A 19,559-nucleotide genomic window follows, 5' to 3' on the forward strand; every position below is an offset into this window, starting at 1 on the left:
CCGGCGAAGGCCGGGACCCATAACCACAGGATCGAGTTTAGCGAAGATTCGTGGTTATCAGTCTCGTGCTACAACTTCTCCATGGGGTTATGGGTCCCGGCCTTCGCCGGGACGACGGCGGAGAATGACGCAGCAACTTCACACTACCGCATCTCCGCCCTGATCATATCCGCCGCCTTCTCTCCGATCATGATGGTCGGCGCATTGGTGTTGCCGCCGATCAGTGTCGGCATGATCGAGGCGTCGACGACGCGCAGACCCTCGACGCCGTGCACCTTCAACGCCGGATCGACCACGGCCATCGCGTCGGTGCCCATCTTGCAGGTGCCGACGGGGTGATAGACGGTGTCGACGCGCGCGCGCAGGATGGCGCGGATGTCATCGTCCGTTCTCACATCGGACGTGAACATGTCCTTCTTCTGCAACGCGCGCATCGCGGGCGTCTCCATCAGCCGTCGCGTGGTCTTGAAGCCCGCGACCATCGTCTCGAGATCCTCCGCCTCACCCAAGAAATTCGGATCAATCATCGGCGCTGCCAGCGGATCGGCGTTTTTCAGCCAGACGCTGCCACGGCTCTTCGGTCGCAACAGGCAGACATGGCATGAGAAGCCCGCCTCCTTGTGCTTCTTGCGGCCATGGTCGTCGAGCATCGCGACGATGAAGTGCAGCTGGATGTCGGGCACATCGAGGTCGGCTCGGGTCTTCAGGAAGCCGCCACACTCGGCGAAATTGGTGGTCATCAGGCCGCGCCGCTCCCGGCGGTATCGCTGGATGGCGCGGAGCAGGGATGGCAGCCGGCCGATCGACGAGTGGACGAAGTGCGGATAGTCGGAGGCGTAGACGAACACGAAATCCGGATGATCCTGCAGATTGCGTCCTACGCCCGGCAGGTGATGCACGACGCCGATACCGTGCGCGGCAAGTGCCTCGCCGTCGCCTATGCCCGACAGCATCAGCAATTGCGGTGACTGGAAGGCGCCGGAGGCGAGGATCACCTCGCGGCGGGCGCGCAGCTGCTTTGTCTGCTTGCCCTGTACATATTCGATGCCGACCGCGCGCCCACCTTCGAAAAGGATGCGCGTGGCATGCGCCCGCGTCTCGACACGCAGATTCGCGCGCTTGTCCATGTAGGGTTGCAGATAGGCGCGTGCTGCGCTCCAGCGCTCGCCATGATGCTGCGTCACCTGGTAGCTGCCGAGCCCTTCGTGGTCGTCTTCATTGAAGTCCTCGCGGATGCGGAACTGCGCCTCGCGGGCGGCCTGATGGAAGACGTCATGGATCGGATTGTCCGAGCGCAGCCTGTTGACATGCAGCGGGCCGCCCTTGCCGTGATACGCGCCGTCGAAGTCGGTGTTGTTCTCCGAGCGCTTGAAATAGGGCAGCACGTCCGCGTACGACCAGCCGGCATTGCCGAGCGAGGCCCAGTGGTCGTAATCCCATTTGTTGCCGCGGATGTAGACCATGGCATTGATCGCCGAGGACCCGCCGAGCCCCTTGCCGCGCGGTTGATAGCCGATACGGCCGTTCAATCCCTTCTGCGGCACGGTATCGAAGGCCCAGTTCGCGGCCTTGTATGGCAAAGCGAGTCCGAACGGCGTGGTGATCCGCCAATTGTCGTTCGGCCCCCCGGCATCGAGCAGCGCCACGGATGTCGCCGCATCCTCCGATAGCCGCCCCGCAACCGCGCAGCCGCCCGAGCCCGCGCCCACGACGACGAAATCGAATGTGTCGGTCACTGGTGTTTCCCCCGTTATCGTCATTCCGGGGTGATGCGGAGCATCGAACCCGGAATCTCGAGGTTCCGGGTTCGCTTCGCGCCCCGGAACGACCACCCCTACGACATGAACCGCATCAACTTCTCCAGCCGCGCGATCTTGCCGCCATAGGGTGGATAAAGATCTGCGAGGCGGTTGAACTTGGAGCGATAAAACACCGGCTTCAGCTTGCTGAACGTGCGAAAACCCCATTCGCCGTGATAGGCGCCGGTGCCGGATGCGCCGACGCCGCCCATCGGCTGGTTGATTTGCGCGAAGTGGAACAGGCAGTCGTTGATGGTGACGCCGCCGGAGACGGTGCGCGCCAGCACCTCGTCGCGCGCGATGCGGTCGTTGCCGAACCAGTACAGCGCCAGCGGCCGGTCGCGGGCGTTGACGAAGGCGATGGCGTCAGCGGGATCGCGATAGCCGAGCACGGGGAGTACCGGCCCAAAAATCTCCTCCTGCATGGCCGCCATGTCCCCGGTCGCGCCCACGATCAGCGTCGGCGGGAATTTGCGGTGCGCTTTCCAGTTGGGATCGTCGGCCTTCGCCGGCTGCAGGATCTTTGCCCCGCGGCTTGCTGCATCCGCGACGAGATTCTCCAGCCGCGCATAATGCCGGTCGGAGATCACGGAGGTGTAGTCCTTGTTCGAGGGGTCGGCGCCGAACATGCGCCGCATCTGCGCGCGCACTTTTTCGGCGAAGGCCTGCAGCGAGCGCTCGGGCACCAGCACATAATCCGGCGCGATGCAGGTCTGCCCGGCATTGAGCAGCTTGCCATAGGCGATGCGCTCGGCGGCCTCCTCGAGGTCGGCGGAGGCGTCGACGATCGCCGGCGACTTGCCGCCGAGCTCGAGCGTGACAGGCGTCAGATTGCGGCCCGCGGCCTCCGCGACCAGCCGCCCGACCCGGGTCGAGCCGGTGAACACGAGATGATCGAACGGCAGCGACGCGAAGGCCTTTGCGATCTCGTCCTCGACGCCGGTGACGAGCAACTCCGCAGCGTCGAACCGCTCGGCGACCGTCTCCTTCAGCAGGCCTGCGAAGTGCGGCACGAGCTCGCTCGGCTTGATGACGACACGGTTGCCGGCGGCGAGCGCGCCGATCGCGGGCGCGAGCGTCAGCTGGAGCGGATAATTCCAGGGCGCGATGATGCCGACGACGCCGAGCGGCTGCGGCATCAGCCGATTGCGCGCGGGCAAGAATTGCAGCGCGGTGGCGACGCGCTGCGGCGCCATCCAGCTCTTGAGGTGCTTCGTGGCATGGCGGATTTCGGAGAACACCATCATGGTCTCGGCGATGGTGGTCTCGACCGCGCAGCGGTGGCCGAAATCGGCCGAGATCGCCTGCCGGAAGCGCTCCTCGTTGTCCGCGACCACGGCGCGCAGCCGCGCCAGCCGGTCGAGCCGCTCGGCGAGGCCAGGCGCCGGCTCGGCCCGCGACCGCGCGACCATGGCATGGAAGGCGTCTTCTAGGGCGTGATGCGGGGCGCTCGTCGGCGATCGGTCCAAGATCTGGACCATGGCGTTCTCCCTCTAAGTGGCGCTGGGCCTTGGTTTTGTTGCCGCAAGCTGGCCCTTTGTGGAACTTCTGGCAAGGGTGAGCCAAACGGGCCGGAATTCGATCCGTCGGCCTGTCATAAAGTCGAAAAAAACGTCCCCGCAGCCCTTTCCAAAGGCAGCCTGGGTTGGTACATACCCCTCGCACCCGACGGGCTTTGCCCGGGGTTGCCTTCCAAGGACGCCTTTGGGACGTAAGAGCAAGCCACGCGAACAGCGCCGGCCCTCATCCATCGTCCCCGGCATTTTGGCGAAGGCAAAGCAACGGTTTAACGCGGGGTGGAGCAGCCCGGTAGCTCGTCAGGCTCATAACCTGAAGGTCATAGGTTCAAATCCTATCCCCGCAACCAAGTTCGGACTTTACCGGTCCCGATCCGAAAATGGCCCGCTTCACGCGGGCCATTTTTGTTTTGGGGGTGGTGATCGCCGACTCACTCAGGTCACAGCGTCATCTGCTCAGACGAGTGCGACCGCCAACTGGCCCGACGAGGCGAAGCTCCAAGTTGAGCGTAATTCCAGGCTTTGAGAGAACCAATTTCTCTAGCTCAAAGGGGGCGATCAAATACCCTCCAAAATTCTTATGTTGATCTGAGGTTGTTTCTTATGTGAACATGCCGCTTTGCGACGTTCAATTTCCTGCCTAATATCGCACGAGATGAATTGCATGCATATTCCATTGGCCCTTCGGAAGTCGCTGATACAATACGTTCGAGAAGAGCAACCCTTCGGCCCCCCCGAGGCGGACAAGATAGTAGAGCCACAATGCGCGGCGGCTCTGTTCGATTGGAACAACTCAGCCTTTGCGCAGCTATTGAACGGATCCCAAGTAATTGTCGGTCGCCGAGGTTCGGGAAAAAGTGCGCTGCTGAGTGCATTTCGAAGCAAAAGATTCTTGAACGACGAACTCGAAAGCGAAGATGGACGAGACTATCGAGGCCGCTACCATCTTACAGCAAAAACGCTGCTTGCGGTGCCTGACATCTATATCGAAGTCGATACGCCTGTAGAAGTCGATAGCTTGGAGGCAGCTTGCGCTAAGCGTGGAACTATTCCCGCGATCGAAATTCTAGCTATGCAGTGGAAGCGGCGTGTTTGGCTGCTGGTCGGAAGACACATTAAGGCAACCAATGCAGAACTCTTTTCTGCGCTTCCAGCTGCGGCTCGGAGCTACATCAATAGCGAGGACATCGGCCAAGAAAACCAGGGCGCAATCACCCCAAACGAATTCATTGGTCTGCTTGAGGCGTTTTTGCGCGAAAGATCACTGACTTGTATGGTTGCGTTTGATAATATCGAACGGCACAAGTTGGAGGACGCTCAAAACGCTGTTCTAGCTGGGTTGTGCGCTGCTACAGGCGACATAATCAACAGCAGGCGTGCGCCTCTTGATATTAAGCTTTGTCTCCCAGCCGAAATTTTCGATCACCTGGATAGCTTCCTTTTTCGACCAGACAAGGACCTGCACAGGAGGCAGTTCTTGCATTGGAATGCAGCAGAACTGATGCATCTGGCTGCCCAACGGCTTAAGCTGTTCCTTGCGCTTCATGATCCTGACGAATACGACCTCGTTCGGGATATGAAAATTGCTGAAAGAAATATTCTAAAAGCTTTTTGGCTGCGTTATCTGCCCGAGACAATTACTAATTCTGTGGGCGGTAAAGAGGACACGTTTAATTACATCCTTCGGCACACACAGCTACTGCCTCGTCAATTGCTTACGATCTTGAATAACATCACTCTTCGTTCCAAGCGAAGAGGGACAGATCTATTTCAAGAGAAGTTTGGAGATCACGAGATCATTAAGGGCATAGAAGACTCTGAGTTCGTCAACACGAGAGCTGTCTTGGTAATGTTTCAATCGCTCTACCCCAATGTGAGGGAAATGTTCGATGTAGTTATGCCTCGTCTTCGACGGAGTTTCCCGATTGGAAGACTGCATGCAGTTTTCAATGAAAGCGGCAAGGCATTTATGGAACATTCAAATGGGAAGCCGATCAAAAATGGTTTTTTGGAGTTTCGGCGCTTAATGTTTTCGGTGGGAGCCATAGGTCTGCATATCGAAGCGGAAAGTACGTCGACCTACTCTGTTGCCCGATTTGAATTCAACTCCAAGTACAAGCTGAATGTCGGAGACAAAGATACCCTTTGCATTCACCCGATGTTCTCAAGGATTTATAATGTGGAGATAGCTGATGAGAAGGTGATCTTGCCTCGGGGGTCCGATTTTCGATTGCACGAGACCTGAAAAGATTGTCGCGAGTCATTATTGCTATGGCAGTCGATGTTGAACGTTATCTTTGGTCATACAAATATATCGTGGCGGTGGTTCTGGCTTCTGGCTTGCTCTTGGCCGTACAGTCAGGAAACCACGAGTGGATCAACCGCTTTGGTGCGCTTCTAGTCGTCTGCTCGCTTGCGCTAACGCTGGCTCAGTTCGTTTATGAGAGCAGAATGCCTGAACTGGTCGCGCAAAAGAAAGCCTCAGTAGAAAAGATCCTGGACGAGAGAGTCATTTTTTCCGACGAGAAGGATGCCGTGGTTGGCAAGTTCTTGAGCGATTTGTCGTTCAATATAGATAGGACCCGATATAAAATTCTGATTCGCTCGCTTGCGGTAGCTGCGTTGGGAGAATTATTGCATGGCTTTGGAGATATTCTATTCGACGAGATGCTGAGCCTAGTTAGGCTAGTTGCTCAAAAATTTTGCTGACTAATTCGCCTACGCCCAATCAGGCTCGACAGCGCCGCCCCAACGAAACCTGATCTTCGTCCCATTCCCCACGAACTCCGCAAATTGCACGTCGTCGCCGACTGTACACCGTTCGGCAGGAAATCGTCGACCGCGTAGCAGGCGTCGAGCTTGCCGCCGGGTCCAACAGCCCTGACGACGTGCTACCGATCGGCAGCCTTTTTTGCGCGGTCTTGGCGAGTGCTGGGAAGGACTTGGGTTCGTCCTCGCGTTGCGGGAAGCCTGTCACCATAGTCTCCGGCCAAAAATAGAATAATCCCTTCACTCCGGATAACTCAAAATCATCTTCAGCAGCTTCGGAAACCGCACGTTGATGTCCTCCTCGCGCAAAACATTGCGGTGCTGGACGCCTTGCTTTGAGGTCCGGATCAGGCCGGCCTCGCGCAGGATGCGAAAATGGTTCGACAGGGTCGACTTGGCCATGTCGGGGCAAGGCGCCGCCTCGGTGCACGACATGCAATCGTTTTGCGCGGCCAGGCTTTTGACGATACGCAGCCGCATGGGATCCGCGAGAGCTGCGAGCACCCCGGCCAGTGTGATCTCGTCCCTCGGTGGGTGAACGAACTGCACCATGCCTAAAATATAGCACCTCCCTTGAACTCATTCAATAGTTCACTAGTATCGAACTATCGAATATCGGCGCCCGCCGAACAACGGAGACATGCGATGACCAAGAGACTTGAAGGAAAAGTTGCGCTCGTGACCGGCGCATCCAAAGGCATCGGTGCCGAAATCGCCGCGCGGCTCGCGGCAGATGGCGCGGCGGTCGCCGTCAACTACAGCTCCAGCAAGCAGGCCGCCGACCGTGTGGTCGCCGCCATCGTCGCCAAGGGTGGCAAAGCCGTCGCCGTCCACGGCAACCTGGCCGATGCCAAGGACGTGAAAAGCGTGGTCGCAGAGACCGTGAAGGCGTTCGGTGCGATCGACATCCTGGTCAACAACGCGGGCATTTACGAATTCGCCCCGCTCGAGGCCATCACGCCTGAGCATTTCCACAAGCATTTCGACCTCAACGTGCTTGGCCTGCTGCTGGTCTCGGGTGAAGCGTCGAAACACTTCAACGCCAATGGCGGAAGCATCATCAATATCAGCTCCGGCGTATCGACCATCGCGCCGGCGAACACCGCCGTCTACACCGCGACCAAAGCGTCGGTGGATGCGATCTCCGCCGTGCTGGCGAAGGAGCTGGCGCCGCGCAAGATCCGCGTCAACGCCGTCAATCCGGGCATGATCGCCACCGAAGGCGTTGTTTCGGCCGGCTTGCAAGAGGGTGACATGCGCAACTGGATCGAATCCGTCACCCCGCTCGGCCGCATCGGCAAGGTCGAGGAGATCGCGGCCGCGGTGGCCTTCTTCGCGTCGGACGACGCGTCCTACGTCACGGGCGAGACGCTGCATGTGACGGGCGGCCTGCGCTGACGCGTGGCGTGTTCCGACAAAGTTGAGTGCTTCGGCGAGGCGTCACGACAGTCGCGACCCTCGCCACCGCTCGATCGGATGGCCGTCACCACGATTTAAGTGCACTCTGGCGGCATCTGATCCGGCTGAACAAAGTCAGCAGCACACCATGCTGGCATTGGGCCATGGCCCCGGCGCAGCGGACCTGCCAAGCCTTGTCAAAGATCAACTCCCTCACGGCGCTCCTGCCGGCGGCAGCACAAGCCCCGACCGCACCAGGTCCTCATACGCCGGGTTCACCATATCGAAGTCGATGTCGCCTCCGACCGGGTCATCGTGGACCGGGTCATCATGGCCGGGCGCCCAGTGTTTCGGATAGTCGCCGTAATACTGCCACGCGATGACGGGGATGTTCGCGTTGGCGTGGCCGTGCGGAATCGGATTGGGGCTGGGCGTGCGGTCGTGGTCATTCCAGGTGAGCGCGCTCGAGGGCGGCGGTGGTGAGGCCTTGTCGTGTGGATTCTGGCGGATATAGCGCGCGGGATACACGCCGACACAAGCGGCGCCGGCGGCACAGGCGTCGTTGATCCTGAGCCATGACGTCTCGCTGTCGCCCTGATTGAGGTAGACCGCTGGACGAAAGCGGATGAGGCCCTGTGGAGTCTGGAGGCCCGCCATGATAGTGGCAGACCAGGTCGCGTAATATTGCTGATCCAGGATGTAAGCCGGGTTTTTGCCCTCCGGCTCCAGGTCGAGATACAGGATCGGCGAGAGGTTTTTGCTCACGAGGTATTGTGCGCCGAACGCATCAACGACGCCCTTCATGTTTCGCCCCGCATGCGCTGCGGCGTGGGTGGGGTCGCCCACGAACTTCATTTGCCGCGCCAGACAGAGCACCGGAATTCCAAGCTGATGAAGAACCGCGTTCTCGGACGTCTCGTATTGATAGGCGGTTGACGAGGTGCCGTTGAAATATCTCCCCCAGAATTTCGGCGGGCCACCGATGAGAGGAGCCGCCTGTGCACTTAAAGCCGGGGTGGCAATACCAGAAGTATCGATGCCGAAGAGGGCCATGAAAGTTCTTCCTCCGAATAAATTGCTTGAGCAAAAAAAGAAATAGTAGATGCAACTAAAGCGTGCATCATTTCACAAAAGATTTGTCGTCGCAAGATTGCGTAGCGTCCAATTTGTGGATGCCCGATGCGGAAAAGGAAGTTTTCTGACCGCAAGTCGCGGCGGATCGTTGTACGACGACCCCGCGACAACAGACCGGGCAGGCGCGACACATTGCGGCTGCGGCGACAGCCTCGACCGACGCAGCGCTGACAGCGGCGATCTCGCTGCAGACCGCCCAAAAGAAAATCGCCTCCCGCGTGCCGAGGCGCGCGAGAGGCGATGACAACAATCCCGATCGAGCCAAAGGCGGCCGAAGCTCAGGATCGGTGCGGGCAGACCATCGTCAGATAGAGCAGCGTCGGCGCCTTGTCCTCGCCCTTCTTGTATTCCCACTCCAGCCGGATCTCGTGCCGGTGCGCGAAAGCGTCGCTTGCTTCGTGGGTGATGATCTTCGTCTTCATCGGGATCGGCGGCTCGGAGTTGAAGCATTTCCGGACGCAGGCATCGAGCAGATCGCATCGTGTCAGGGGGATGACGCCGGGCTCATCCTTGGACAGAGGGATCGTGTTCGGCTGGGTGCTGAGGTCGACGCGGGCTCGGCCCTTCTCCTTGTGCCAGTACTTGGCGCTTCCTTGCGGCCAGTTCGATGCCGGGTTCAAAATCAGGTGGTACTGGCCGTATTCCAGGGTCGGCAGGTCGATGTCGTCGGATGCCTTGAGCTTCGCGACGCTCTTTTTCATATTCGCCAAGGGATAGTAATTGCTGTTCATCAAGTCTCGAAATGCCTTGCCGCTATATACCAGTCCGGCCATCGCCTCTTTCCTCGATATGTCTGTTTGTCAAAATCTCTAGCGGGGCGGCCGAAAATACGCGTTACGCTACGGCCGATCACGCGATTTGTTGTGCGCAGTCGACGCTACCACTCAGGAATGTACTTCGTCCAGAGAGCCTCCATCCCGTAGCGTCGCGTATGTCGCAAGCCCGATTGCCATGCACTTTCCTATAGGTATTGTTGGGTCGAACGCCTCACGGGGGCTGGGGTAAGACTGCCAAGGCAGTTGTTGAAGGCGCTGGAATGCATTGCTTCGCGTGTCAGTCTGCGATTGGTCCGGGCGACAGCTGGTGCTCCAAATGCGGGGTGGCGGTGCGCCAGCGCGTCGATCCCGACAGCGAACGACGGTTTGTGACGATTCTGCGCGCCGACGTCGTCGATTCCACAGGTCTTGTTGCCGAACTGGAGCCGGAGGAAGCGGTGTCGCGCCTTGAGCCCGCTCTTGCTGCGATGAGAGGCGCGGTGCGCCAGTTCGGCGGCATCGTCAGCAAGGAGTTGGGTGACGGGCTGGCCGCTGTATTCGGAGCCCCGATCGCCGACGACAACCATGCGCCGCTGGCCTGCCACGCGGCCATCGAGCTTGTCCGGCGTGTTGGCAGCCTGGGCGATTCGGGACTTCAGGTCCGGGTCGGCCTGCACTCGGGCCACGTGGTGGCCTACATGGTCGCCAGCGAATTTTCCAAGGTCTACGAAATCGGCGGGGCCGCCCAGCATCTGGCCGCGCGGCTGGAAGCCGCGGCCGAGGCGAACCAGATCTATGTTTCCGAAGCCTGCCAGCAGCTCGCTGACGGGCACGTGCGCTTTGATTTCCTCGGCCGCAAGACGCTCCGCGGTTTTGGCGAGCCCATGTCCGTGTACCGGATCATGGGCGCAAGCGATCTCTCGAGCTGGCGGGTCCGACGTGCGCGCAGCGTTTCCCGTTTCGTCGACCGCACGACGGAGCGGGCGTTGCTGTGGCGCGCTGCGGAAAAGGTAGCTGCCAGCCGGCAGACTGTTCTGCTGATGGGGGACGCCGGCATTGGCAAGTCGCGACTTGCACATGAGTTCGCACAGGACCTTCGGGGCAGCGGCTGGCGGCTGATCGATGCCGAGTGCAGCCCGAATCTCCAGGGCGCTCCGTACAGCGCCCTCAAACGCCTGTTGCTGTCGGTCTTTGATGCAGCTGCCAGGGATCAGGCCAGGACGGACGATCCCAGAGACGCGTTGCCGGTGGTGCAGCAACGAGCCATTGACGCGGTCCTGGACCTGCCGATTTTCGATCCGCAATGGGACGAATTGGAGCCTCACGCGCGCGGCCGCGCAATTTCAGATGCAAGCTGCGCGATCGTGGAAACCGTCGCCCGCCGCCAGCGCACGGTCCTCCTGATCGAGGACCTGCACTGGAGCGATCGGGCCAGCGATACGGTTGTGGCCGCGCTCTCCAGGCTGCAATGCCCCGGTTTGCTTGTGCTGCTGACGACGCGGCCCAATGGAATGCCGGTGTGGATCGCGCGCTGTCACGCCGAAATCGTGGCGATGCGGCCTCTCGACGACGATTCGGGCCTGGCGATGCTCGCGGAAATGCTTGGCCCCGCCCACGCCAACGCGGACCTGAAGAATCGGATCATCTCTCATACAGCCAACGTTCCGCTGTTCATCGAGGAGGTCTGCCGCAGTCTGAAGGATAGCGGCATGCTCCTTGGCCAGTGGGGTGATCTTTCCCTTGCGCGTCCTGTCGATGAGCTGGGTATCCCCAGCAGCATTCAGGGTGTGATCGCGGCACGGCTCGATCGCGTGTCACGACAGGAACGGTCGCTCCTCCAGATCGCCGCGGCGCTTGGGCCCCGGGCAGACCAGGCCCTGCTGCGGAAAGTAGCGGCCTTGCCGGAAGACGTCCTGCAGGATTGCCTCACCGCGCTCGACCGGGCCGAACTGCTCGTCAGGATCGATAGCGAGTTGGAGGACTCGCTCGAATTTCGTCACGAGATGGTCAGGCAAGTGACCTACGATTCAATGGTCGAAAAGGTGCGCGAAAGCATCCATGCGAGCATCCTGGCAGCTCTCGAGGACGATGAAGCACGGGCCGATGGTCCGGACGCGCTCTGCTATCACGCGACGCGGGCCAAGGACTGGCAGAAGGCGTTTCACCATGGCCGGAGCGCCGCTCGAAGATGTCTGGCTCATTCGGCCTACGCCGACGCTGTCGACTATTTCGAGATCGCGATGGGATCGCTCGACAAGACCCCATTGATGCCGGCGCGAGAGGCGGACGCGATTGACCTCCGGATGGAGGCGCGTTTGGCCTTCGCCGGATCGGGCCGCGTTGCCGAAGCCCTGGATTTGGGAAGGGAAGCCGAACGGCGAGCCGATGCGATCAACGATGTCGGACGCAAAGTCGCAGCCATGACCGTGAGAGCGGGTGCGCAGAATTTCTATGGAACGCCGGTCGAAGCTGTCGCGATCGGCGAAGACGTCGTGCATCTGGCGGAAAGCTCGGGCAATCCCGCCTGGCGTAATCTCGCGCAATACGGTCTCGGGCAGGCCTATTTTCTTACCGGCCGCTATCATGACGCCGAGAAGATGCTGGCCACCACCCGTGCCTATCTCTCGGGGCCGGCAGCGAGTGCCCCGATCGGCACGACCCCGCGATCCTTGCTCTTGCTTTGCTGCATGATGAACAGCATCACCCACACCGTCATGGGCGAGCTCGATGCCGCCGAGCAGCTCCAGCAACAGGCCGCCGCGATCGCGGAGGAGACCGGCCGGCCCTACGACCGCGTCGCCGCCGCCTATAGCGGCGGGTGGCTGATGCTCGGCCGCAACGAGCCGGCCGCGGCCGCGGCCATTCTCGAAGACGGTTTTGTCCTGGCGCAGAAGCACGGCATCCGGCTGTTCGTGCCGGTGCTCGCCAGCCACCTCGGCATGGCCTATCTGGAGCAGGGGCTGTTCGACCGGGCGCGCGGCATGCTGACGGAAGCGCGCGAGGAGGCGAAGGCGGTCGGCTATACCTCGGCGGTGCTGCGCAGCTCGATCTACCTGGCGCTCGCCACCCACCGTCTCGGCGACGTCCAGGCCGCGCAGAACATGCTGCGCGAGGCGCGCAACACGGCGCGGCAGCAGGGCTTCTCCGGCCTGGAGGCGGAGGCCCTGTTCGGCGAGGCGGTGGTGACGCCGCCGACGGATGCGAAGGCCAGGGCGGCCGTCCTTGCGGCCCTGCGCGCGACCATCGCGATCGCCGCCGAGAGCGGCGCGCTGCCGCTGCAGCACAAGGCCGAGGCGATGCTCAACGAGATGCTGGCGACGGGTGACGAGCTATCCTGACGGGAGCGGCGGCCGGGTCGCCATCGCGGCCGAAATCTGCCCGACGCGTCAAATAAATCCAGCAGGCAGCGCAAGGGGTTAGCTACTGTGCATGGGGTTGTTTTCGCCCTTTTTGTGAAGGGCCCCCATGGTGCAGCGCGGAAGACGGCACGCTTGTGCGGCTCGCTCCGATGACCATGCCCCTTGCGCGCGCAGCAAGGTCGGCTACCGTCGGCCCTGGCCACAAGACCAGTCGACTTTTGATTTCAATTTTTTAGCATCCGATTTTTCGGCGCCGCGACGGCGCGACGCCCACCGAACGAGGCGGGGCCATGATCACACGGGACCAGTCAGCGCTGCTCGCTCCGGTCGAGCGCGACCTGCGGCTCGATCTCTTCCGCGGCATCGGTCTGTGGATGATCTTCCTCGACCACATCCCGCACGACATCGTGGCCTGGCTGACCCTGCGCAATTACGGCTTCAGCGACGCCGCCGAATTCTTCGTCTTCATCTCCGGTTATCTGGTCGGCTGGATCTACGGACCGATCGTCGCGGGCGGCTGGTTTGTCGCCGCGCTGAAGCGGCTGTGGCGGCGCGCGGTCGAGATGTATGTCGCCCACATCATGCTGTTCCTGCTGTTCACGGCGCAGATCGCCCGCACCGCGCGTCGCTTCGACAATCCGATGTACGAGCACGAGTTCAACGTGTTCAATTTCCTGTCGCATCCGGACGAGCTGATCGGGCAGGCGATCCTCCTGAAGTACAAGCCGGTCAATCTCGACGTGCTGCCGCTCTACATCACGCTGGTGTTCGCCTCGCCTTTCATCGTGTGGTGCCTGGTGCGCCGGCCGAACCTGACGCTCGCCGCGTCCGTGGTGCTCTACGTGCTGTCGCGCTGGTTCAACTGGAACATCGCCTCCTATCCGCCCGGCACGACCTGGTACTTCAACCCGTTCTGCTGGCAGCTGATGTTCGTGTTCGCGGCCTGGTGCGGCATCGGCCAGATCGAGAAGATCGCCGGATGGGTGTGGTCGAAGGCGGCGATGGCGCTGGCCGCGGCCTGGCTCGCCTTCGCGCTGCTGATCGTGATGACCTGGCACCTCCCTGCGCTCGAAGCCCTGATCCCGAAATGGATGATCAAGGCGATCTACCCGATCGACAAGACCGACCTCGACATGCTGCGCTTCACGCATTTTTTGGCGCTGGCGATCTGGGTAACTCATCTCGTCACGCGCAAATGGCGGGTGCTGCACGGGGCCTGGCTGCGGCCGGTCATTCTCTGCGGCCAGCATTCGCTGCCGATCTTCTGCCTCGGCGTATTCCTGTCGTTCTCGGCGCACTGGATCCTGACGCAATACACCAAGGGCGTCTGGGAGCAGCTCGCGGTCTCCGCCGTCGGCATCGTCATCATGATCGCAGCCGCCTGGCTGCTCGACCGGGCCGAGCGGGTGCCGGACCTGTTCGTGAAGGTGACGGAGGTCGAGGAGGCCGACACCGTCCTGGAAAGCGCGCCTGCGGACAGGTCTGCCGCGGCGCCCGCGGGTCATTGAGTATCGCCGGTCCGCATTGTCGTGGAGAGGTCCAACGGAGACGTTCATGTCCAGACTTGTGTTGACGATCGCCGGCGCCCTCCTGCTCCTGATCTGTGGTGCATCGGCGCAAGCACCGTCGCCGGAGGCGATGAGCGCTGCGCGCAAGCTCGTGGTCACCTTGAAGATCGCGGATCAATATCGCGCGCTGTTGCCGCAGCTCCTGCTCAAGCTGAGGCCCGTGGTCGCGCAGGACAGGCCGGAGATCGAGCGCGACTATGACGCGGTGACGGCACCCGGCTCCGAGATCTACACCCCGGCCCTCACCTCGATGATCGACCAGGTCGCCGCCCTCTATGCCCAAAGCTTCAGCATCGACGAGCTGCGCCAGATCGAGGCCTTCTATGCCCAGCCGGCCGGGAAGAAGTTTCTGGAGAAGTCGGATGCGCTGGCGCAGGCAAGCGCGCAGATCGGCCAGGACGTCAGCCAGAAGGCTGCCGACGAATTGAAGCAGCGCCTGATCGAGGCGCTGCGCGGGAAGGGGCACAAGCTGTAGGCCGCGTCCTCAGTGGATCGCCGCGTACATGATCCTCTCCTCCGTCGCGTCCAGCGCGGAGAATTCCTCCACGACCTTGCCCTGGCGCGAGACCAGGATGCGGTCGGACAGCGCCATGATCTCGGGCAGATAAGACGAGATGACCACGACCGCCTTGCCCTCGTCTGCAAGCTGGTTGATCAATTCGTGGATCTCGACGATGGCGCCCACGTCGACGCCGCGGGTCGGCTCGTCGAAGATGATCAGGTCCGGCTCCTGCACCAGCGATTTTGCGATCACGACCTTCTGCTGATTGCCGCCGGACAGCTCGACCACCTTGCCGTGGTCGCCGATGGCGCGAACCCTGAGCTTCTCGATCCAGGTCTTGCCGACGCTCTCGATTTCCCGCCGCGACAGCATCATGCGTCCCTTGGGAAACTTCGACAGCAAGCCGAGATAAATGTTGCGCGCAATCGAGGACGTCTCGAAGAAGCCCTCGACCTTGCGATCCTCCGTGACATAGGCGATGCCGGCCTTGACCGCCGGCGCCGGCACCCGGTAGCGCACCGGCTTGTCGTGCAGCAGGATCTCGCCGCCGTGGAAGAAATCGCGCTTGAGCACACCGGAGACGATCTTGAACGTTTCGGTGCGGCCTGCGCCGACCAGGCCGAACACGCCGGTGATCTGCCCTGCGAATACCGACAGTGAGTTGTTCTTCACCATCGGCGCCATCTTCAGGTTCTGCACCGTGAGCACGCGTGCGCCGGCTGGTCGCACGCTGCTCTTCCGCGCGCCGTAGAGCGTATTGGAGAGGTCGCGCCCGACCATGGCCTGGATGATCGCGGCCCGGTCGAAATTGGCGGCGTCGTCGGTCACGACGTGCTTGCCGTCGCGCAGGACCGTGATGCGGTCGGCCAGCAGCAGGGCCTCTTCGAGGGCATGCGAGATGAAGACGATCGAGACGCCGCGCTTCTTGAGATCGCGGACGAGGTCGAAGAAGTATTTCTTCTCCTCCGGCGTCAGCGATGCGGTCGGCTCGTCGAAGATGATGACCTTGGCGCGGTGCAGGACTGCGCGCGCGATCTCCACCATCTGCTTCTTGGCCGCTCCAAGGCCGCCGACGGTGGCGGTCGGCGTGACGTCGAAATTCAGCGATTGCAAAAACTGCTGCGCGGCGATGTAGATGCCGCGCAGGCGGTTATAAAACTTCTCCTGCCCGAGAAACAGGTTCTGCGCGACCGTCATGGTCGGCACCAGGCTGTTCTCCTGGAACACCATGGCGATGCCGAGATTGCGCGCCTCCAGCGGTGTCCTCGGCGCGACGTCCGCGCCATCGACGGTCATCGCGCCTGAAGTCAGCGTCACCACGCCTGCCATGACCTTGGTTAGCGTCGACTTGCCGGCGCCATTTTCGCCGACCAGTGCGTGGATCTCGCCACGGCGCAGGTCGAAGTCGACCCCGTCGATGGCGGGCACGCCGGCGTAGAGTTTCGTGGCCTTGCGCAGCGAGAGCATGATGTCGCTCATGAGCAGAGCTCCTCGGCAAGGCCGGCCAGCGGCACTCGCAGGACACGGCCCGGTCCCTTGGCGATCAGGACGAGATCGTCGCCCATCTCGACGGCCGCAACGACGCCGTGATTGACGCCGTCGACGCGGCTGTGCAGCGAATAAAGCGGCTGGCCATCTGCGTTGAGGCGGATGACGAGGCCGTAGGAGCGCGGCGGCGCCCACGGCTTGATGACACCCATGGTCTTGATGTGCGCACCCTGCATCGGCTCCTTGAACGAGATGCCGGAGCGCAGGCGGGGGGCGACCCAGTATTCCGGGGCGATCTCGGCCATCATGCGGCGCCGGTAGGCCGGCTCGCGCAACACGAACTCGATGAGCTGGGTGCGCGCGGTGAAGGCGGTGAGCCAGTAGCCGCCGCCCGAAGCTTTCGCCAGCCGCGACGGATAGACCGGCAGGTGACCGAGCACGCTCCGCGGCGATGCGCCCGGCGTCACGAGAGCGAGGCGGTGGCGCCAGCTCTCGCTGACCAGCACACCGTTGCCGTACGCGCAGGCGCCGAAGGCATGGCCGAGCCCTTGAGCCAGCGCTGTCACGGTCTTGCTGCCGGGATCCAGCCTGAACACCCGGCCGGTCCGGTTGAGCTCCATCAGGTCGCGCGCCCAGTCGTCGACGCCGCATGTCGCGGAGCCGTCGGTCGCGATGAGCGTGTTGTCGTCTGCCAGCGTCAGCGCGTTGATGGCATTGAAGGCCGCCTCGGCAAATGTCACCCTTGGCTGTTCGGCCGAGGGGTTTGCGTAAAGACGCACCTCGCGTCCCCCGAGCGCGACCGCAATGCCGCCGCCGGGAAGGGCACACAAGGCCGAGACGGGCTGCTCGAAGCTGCGGACCTGCGATGCCGAGCCGGCATTGAAACACAACAGCCGCCGACCGTCTGCGATGAACAGATTGGGGCCGTCGACGGCGAGGTCTTCGGGCGCCTCGCATGTCAGCAAGGTCTCGACGGATTCCAGCTTCTGGTTGGGCTTCAATGCGCCGTCGAAGGACGGCACGGTGATGGTGGCGTCGCCGCGCCCGAGAAAGCGGTTGGCGAACTCCCTGACGGCTGCGATCACGACGGCTTCCCCCACCTCTTGTCGTACTGGACGAAGTTCGGATCGGCGTTGTCGAGCTTGTAGCGGCCGATCCGGTTGTTGAGGATGCCGCCCAGATAGAGATAGCCGCGATGCTCGCGCATCGAGGTAATCATCGGATGGTTTTCGCCGTGCAGATCCCAGAACGATTCGAGGATCTTGCCCTGCTCGTTGAATTTGACCACGCAGCCCGTGTTGATGTTGGGGAATAGCCATTCGTCCACCGGCACGCGCTTGGCCATGCGACGCCGGAAGCCGGGCATCTTCCAGGCGAGGTCGAGCGAGGGGCTGCGCATGCCGACTAGCGCCAGCCAGTAATTGCCGTCGGAGGCAAGATTGATATTGTCGGGGTAGCCCGGCAAATTATCCATCACCACCTCGACCTTGCCCTTCTTCGCCCCCGCGAACCAGTATCGCTTGATCGAGCAGCCGAAGGTCTCGGCGAACAGGATCGACTGGCCGTCGCTGGCAACGGCGATGCCGTTGGGGAATTTGAGACCGCGCAGCTCGGTACGTGTCGCACCGGTCTTGGTGTCGTAAGAGATGATGCGGCCGTTGCCGCGCGCCTCGAGGCCGTCGATAGGCCACTCGTCCATTTCGTAGCGGACGGTCGCCTCGGAAAAGAAGATGAGGCCGTCATCGGTGATGTCGAGGTCATCGGCGAGCCTGAGGCGGCTGTCGTCGTTGACCGAGCGCATGCTGCGGTTGGTCTCGTCGGTGGCCTTCTCCACGGTGCCGTCCGGTGTGATGCGATAGAGTCCCATGCCGCCGATGCAGACGTAGAGATTGTCCTGGCGATCGAAGGCCATGCCGAGCGGTTGGCCGCCGATATGGGCGAACACTTCCATCGTCTGATAGTCGGGCGCGAGAAAGCGCATGATGTCGCCGTGGCGGGAGCCCGCATAGAGATTGTCGTGGCGATCGAGAATGACGTCTTCCGGCGCCTCGATGCGGCCGAGGCCGACCAGCTCGACGTTGCGCAGCTTGTCGTTCTGCTCGAACGGGCCGCCTTGCCCGATCTCGGTCGGCGGAGGCGGCGGAAGCGCGTGATAGGTGGGCGCGACGTAGACCTTGCTGATGATGCGGGTGCGGTTCTTCTGCCAGCGGATATCGACCATTGCGGCGACGAGCAGGATGCCCGCCAGCGCCATCCGGTTGACGCCGCCGCGCGCGTTCATGGTCGTCAGGCCATTGGTGATCAGCAGCACGATCAGCACGCCGACCGCCGATTTGGCGACCGAGCCCTTGCCGCCGCCGAGCGTGATGCCGCCGAGCACGGTCGCGGTCAGCACGATCACCTCGAGTCCGACGCCGATGTCGCCGCCGACGGTGCCGAGCCGGGACGCGAAGAACAGCGCGGCGATGCTGGTCAGCACACCGCTTGCGACGTAGCAGAGCGCGATGGTGCGGCGGACGGGAATGCCGGAATTGTACGCCGAGCGCCGCGAGCCGCCGATTGCGGTGATGTGCCAGCCCGGCCGCAAGCGGGTCAGAAAGATATGGCCGAAGATGGCGATGACGACATAGACCAGCGCCACGGTCGGAATGCCGAAGACGGAGCCGCCGCCAATGAAATCCCAGGACGGGATGTCGGGGAACGCCGACGCGATGGCATTGGAGTAGCGCTGGATCAGGAGATCGTAGGTCGAGCGGTAGATGATCAGCGTGATCAGCGTGGTGATGAAGGCGCGCAGCCGCAGATATCCGATCAGCACACCGTTGACCGCGCCGAGCAGCGCGCCGCAGAGCAGCGTGGCGACGACCACCGCCGGAACCGGCCAGCCCAGCACGTCGAGCAGATAGAGCGCGCAGAAATCCGTCAGCGCGAAGATCGAGCCGACGGAGAGATCGATGCCGCCGACGATGACCACCAGCGCCAGCCCGAGCGCGATGAAGCCGATCTCTCCGGCCTGACGCGCGGTGTCGGCGAGGCTCGCCGGCGACAGGAAGTTGTCGATGGATCGGCTGAGCGCGAGGCCGATGATCAGGAGAAGGATCACCGGGATGGCGGTCTCGGTCCATCGCTTGGACAGGATTTCGCCGAGCAGATGATCGGGCCAGTAGCGGTAACGCAGGCTTGTCAGGGTGTCGCGCATCGGCATTCCAGGACCTTGCAGGTTTCGGGACCTCGTCCCGGACGCGAGATCGTCCGGGACGTTTGGGTCTT

General features: G+C 62.1%; 14 protein-coding genes and 1 tRNA gene. 7 read left to right on the forward strand and 8 right to left on the reverse strand.

Annotated elements, in window-relative coordinates:
* Positions 1-143 precede the first annotated feature (143 nt).
* Positions 144-1,736: a GMC family oxidoreductase gene (locus JQ591_RS02370; protein WP_211394447.1), complete on the reverse strand. Its 1,593-nt coding sequence runs from the start codon at positions 1,734-1,736 to the stop codon at positions 144-146.
* Between the two features lie 98 nt (positions 1,737-1,834).
* Positions 1,835-3,280, reverse strand: a complete 1,446-nt coding sequence (locus tag JQ591_RS02375) for a coniferyl aldehyde dehydrogenase (protein WP_211394448.1) — start codon at positions 3,278-3,280, stop codon at positions 1,835-1,837.
* A 309-nt stretch (positions 3,281-3,589) separates the two neighbouring features.
* Between JQ591_RS02375 and JQ591_RS02380 the strand changes: the two genes are divergently transcribed.
* The 3 genes from JQ591_RS02380 to JQ591_RS02390 all read left to right on the forward strand — a co-directional run bounded on the left by JQ591_RS02380 (position 3,590) and on the right by JQ591_RS02390 (position 6,025).
* Positions 3,590-3,666: transfer RNA gene (locus tag JQ591_RS02380), tRNA-Met, on the forward strand.
* A gap of 314 nt (positions 3,667-3,980) precedes the next feature.
* Positions 3,981-5,561 (forward strand): P-loop ATPase, Sll1717 family, encoded by a 1,581-nt coding sequence (locus tag JQ591_RS02385; protein ID WP_211394449.1) that lies wholly within the window; start codon positions 3,981-3,983, stop codon positions 5,559-5,561.
* Positions 5,562-5,587: 26 nt separating this feature from the next.
* On the forward strand, positions 5,588-6,025 hold the full coding sequence (locus tag JQ591_RS02390; protein ID WP_211394450.1) for a hypothetical protein: 438 nt from the start codon (positions 5,588-5,590) through the stop codon (positions 6,023-6,025).
* A 300-nt stretch (positions 6,026-6,325) separates the two neighbouring features.
* On the opposite strand, the gene JQ591_RS02395 is transcribed toward JQ591_RS02390, so the two are convergent.
* Entirely contained in the window at positions 6,326-6,637 is a 312-nt protein-coding gene (locus JQ591_RS02395) for an ArsR/SmtB family transcription factor (protein WP_211394451.1), read from the reverse strand.
* A 93-nt stretch (positions 6,638-6,730) separates the two neighbouring features.
* Here JQ591_RS02395 and JQ591_RS02400 point away from each other — a divergent pair, with 93 nt between their 5' ends.
* Positions 6,731-7,483, forward strand: coding sequence for an SDR family NAD(P)-dependent oxidoreductase (locus JQ591_RS02400; protein WP_211394452.1), 753 nt, complete (start codon positions 6,731-6,733; stop codon positions 7,481-7,483).
* Positions 7,484-7,696: 213 nt separating this feature from the next.
* Here the strand turns inward: JQ591_RS02400 and JQ591_RS02405 are convergent, their stop codons facing one another.
* Positions 7,697-8,536, reverse strand: a complete 840-nt coding sequence (locus JQ591_RS02405; RefSeq protein WP_211394453.1) for a hypothetical protein — start codon at positions 8,534-8,536, stop codon at positions 7,697-7,699.
* Between the two features lie 359 nt (positions 8,537-8,895).
* A complete protein-coding gene (locus tag JQ591_RS02410) occupies positions 8,896-9,390 on the reverse strand; it encodes a hypothetical protein (RefSeq protein ID WP_211394454.1) in 495 nt (164 codons plus the stop codon).
* A gap of 263 nt (positions 9,391-9,653) precedes the next feature.
* Here JQ591_RS02410 and JQ591_RS02415 point away from each other — a divergent pair, with 263 nt between their 5' ends.
* The 3 genes from JQ591_RS02415 (at position 9,654) to JQ591_RS02425 (ending at position 14,774) form a co-directional block, all read left to right on the forward strand.
* Positions 9,654-12,710 carry an ATP-binding protein gene (locus JQ591_RS02415; protein ID WP_211394455.1) on the forward strand — a complete coding sequence of 1,019 codons (3,057 nt, stop codon included), beginning with the start codon at positions 9,654-9,656 and terminating at the stop codon, positions 12,708-12,710.
* A 311-nt stretch (positions 12,711-13,021) separates the two neighbouring features.
* Positions 13,022-14,239, forward strand: a complete 1,218-nt coding sequence (locus JQ591_RS02420) for an OpgC domain-containing protein (protein ID WP_211394456.1) — start codon at positions 13,022-13,024, stop codon at positions 14,237-14,239.
* Between the two features lie 46 nt (positions 14,240-14,285).
* Positions 14,286-14,774, forward strand: coding sequence for a DUF2059 domain-containing protein (locus JQ591_RS02425; protein WP_211394457.1), 489 nt, complete (start codon positions 14,286-14,288; stop codon positions 14,772-14,774).
* A 9-nt stretch (positions 14,775-14,783) separates the two neighbouring features.
* Here the strand turns inward: JQ591_RS02425 and JQ591_RS02430 are convergent, their stop codons facing one another.
* The 3 genes from JQ591_RS02430 to JQ591_RS02440 are packed head-to-tail and all read right to left on the reverse strand — an operon-like array spanning position 14,784 to position 19,494.
* Positions 14,784-16,280, reverse strand: a complete 1,497-nt coding sequence (locus tag JQ591_RS02430) for a sugar ABC transporter ATP-binding protein (RefSeq protein WP_211394458.1) — start codon at positions 16,278-16,280, stop codon at positions 14,784-14,786.
* Positions 16,277-17,374: a hypothetical protein gene (locus JQ591_RS02435; protein WP_211394459.1), complete on the reverse strand. Its 1,098-nt coding sequence runs from the start codon at positions 17,372-17,374 to the stop codon at positions 16,277-16,279. Before JQ591_RS02435 ends, JQ591_RS02430 begins: the two co-directional genes overlap by 4 nt.
* Positions 17,371-19,494, reverse strand: coding sequence for an ABC transporter permease (locus JQ591_RS02440; protein WP_211394460.1), 2,124 nt, complete (start codon positions 19,492-19,494; stop codon positions 17,371-17,373). The genes JQ591_RS02435 and JQ591_RS02440 overlap by 4 nt, the downstream gene beginning before the upstream one ends.
* Positions 19,495-19,559 lie beyond the last annotated feature (65 nt).

It is taken from the genome of Bradyrhizobium canariense, assembly GCF_018130465.1.
GTDB lineage: Bacteria > Pseudomonadota > Alphaproteobacteria > Rhizobiales > Xanthobacteraceae > Bradyrhizobium > Bradyrhizobium canariense_C.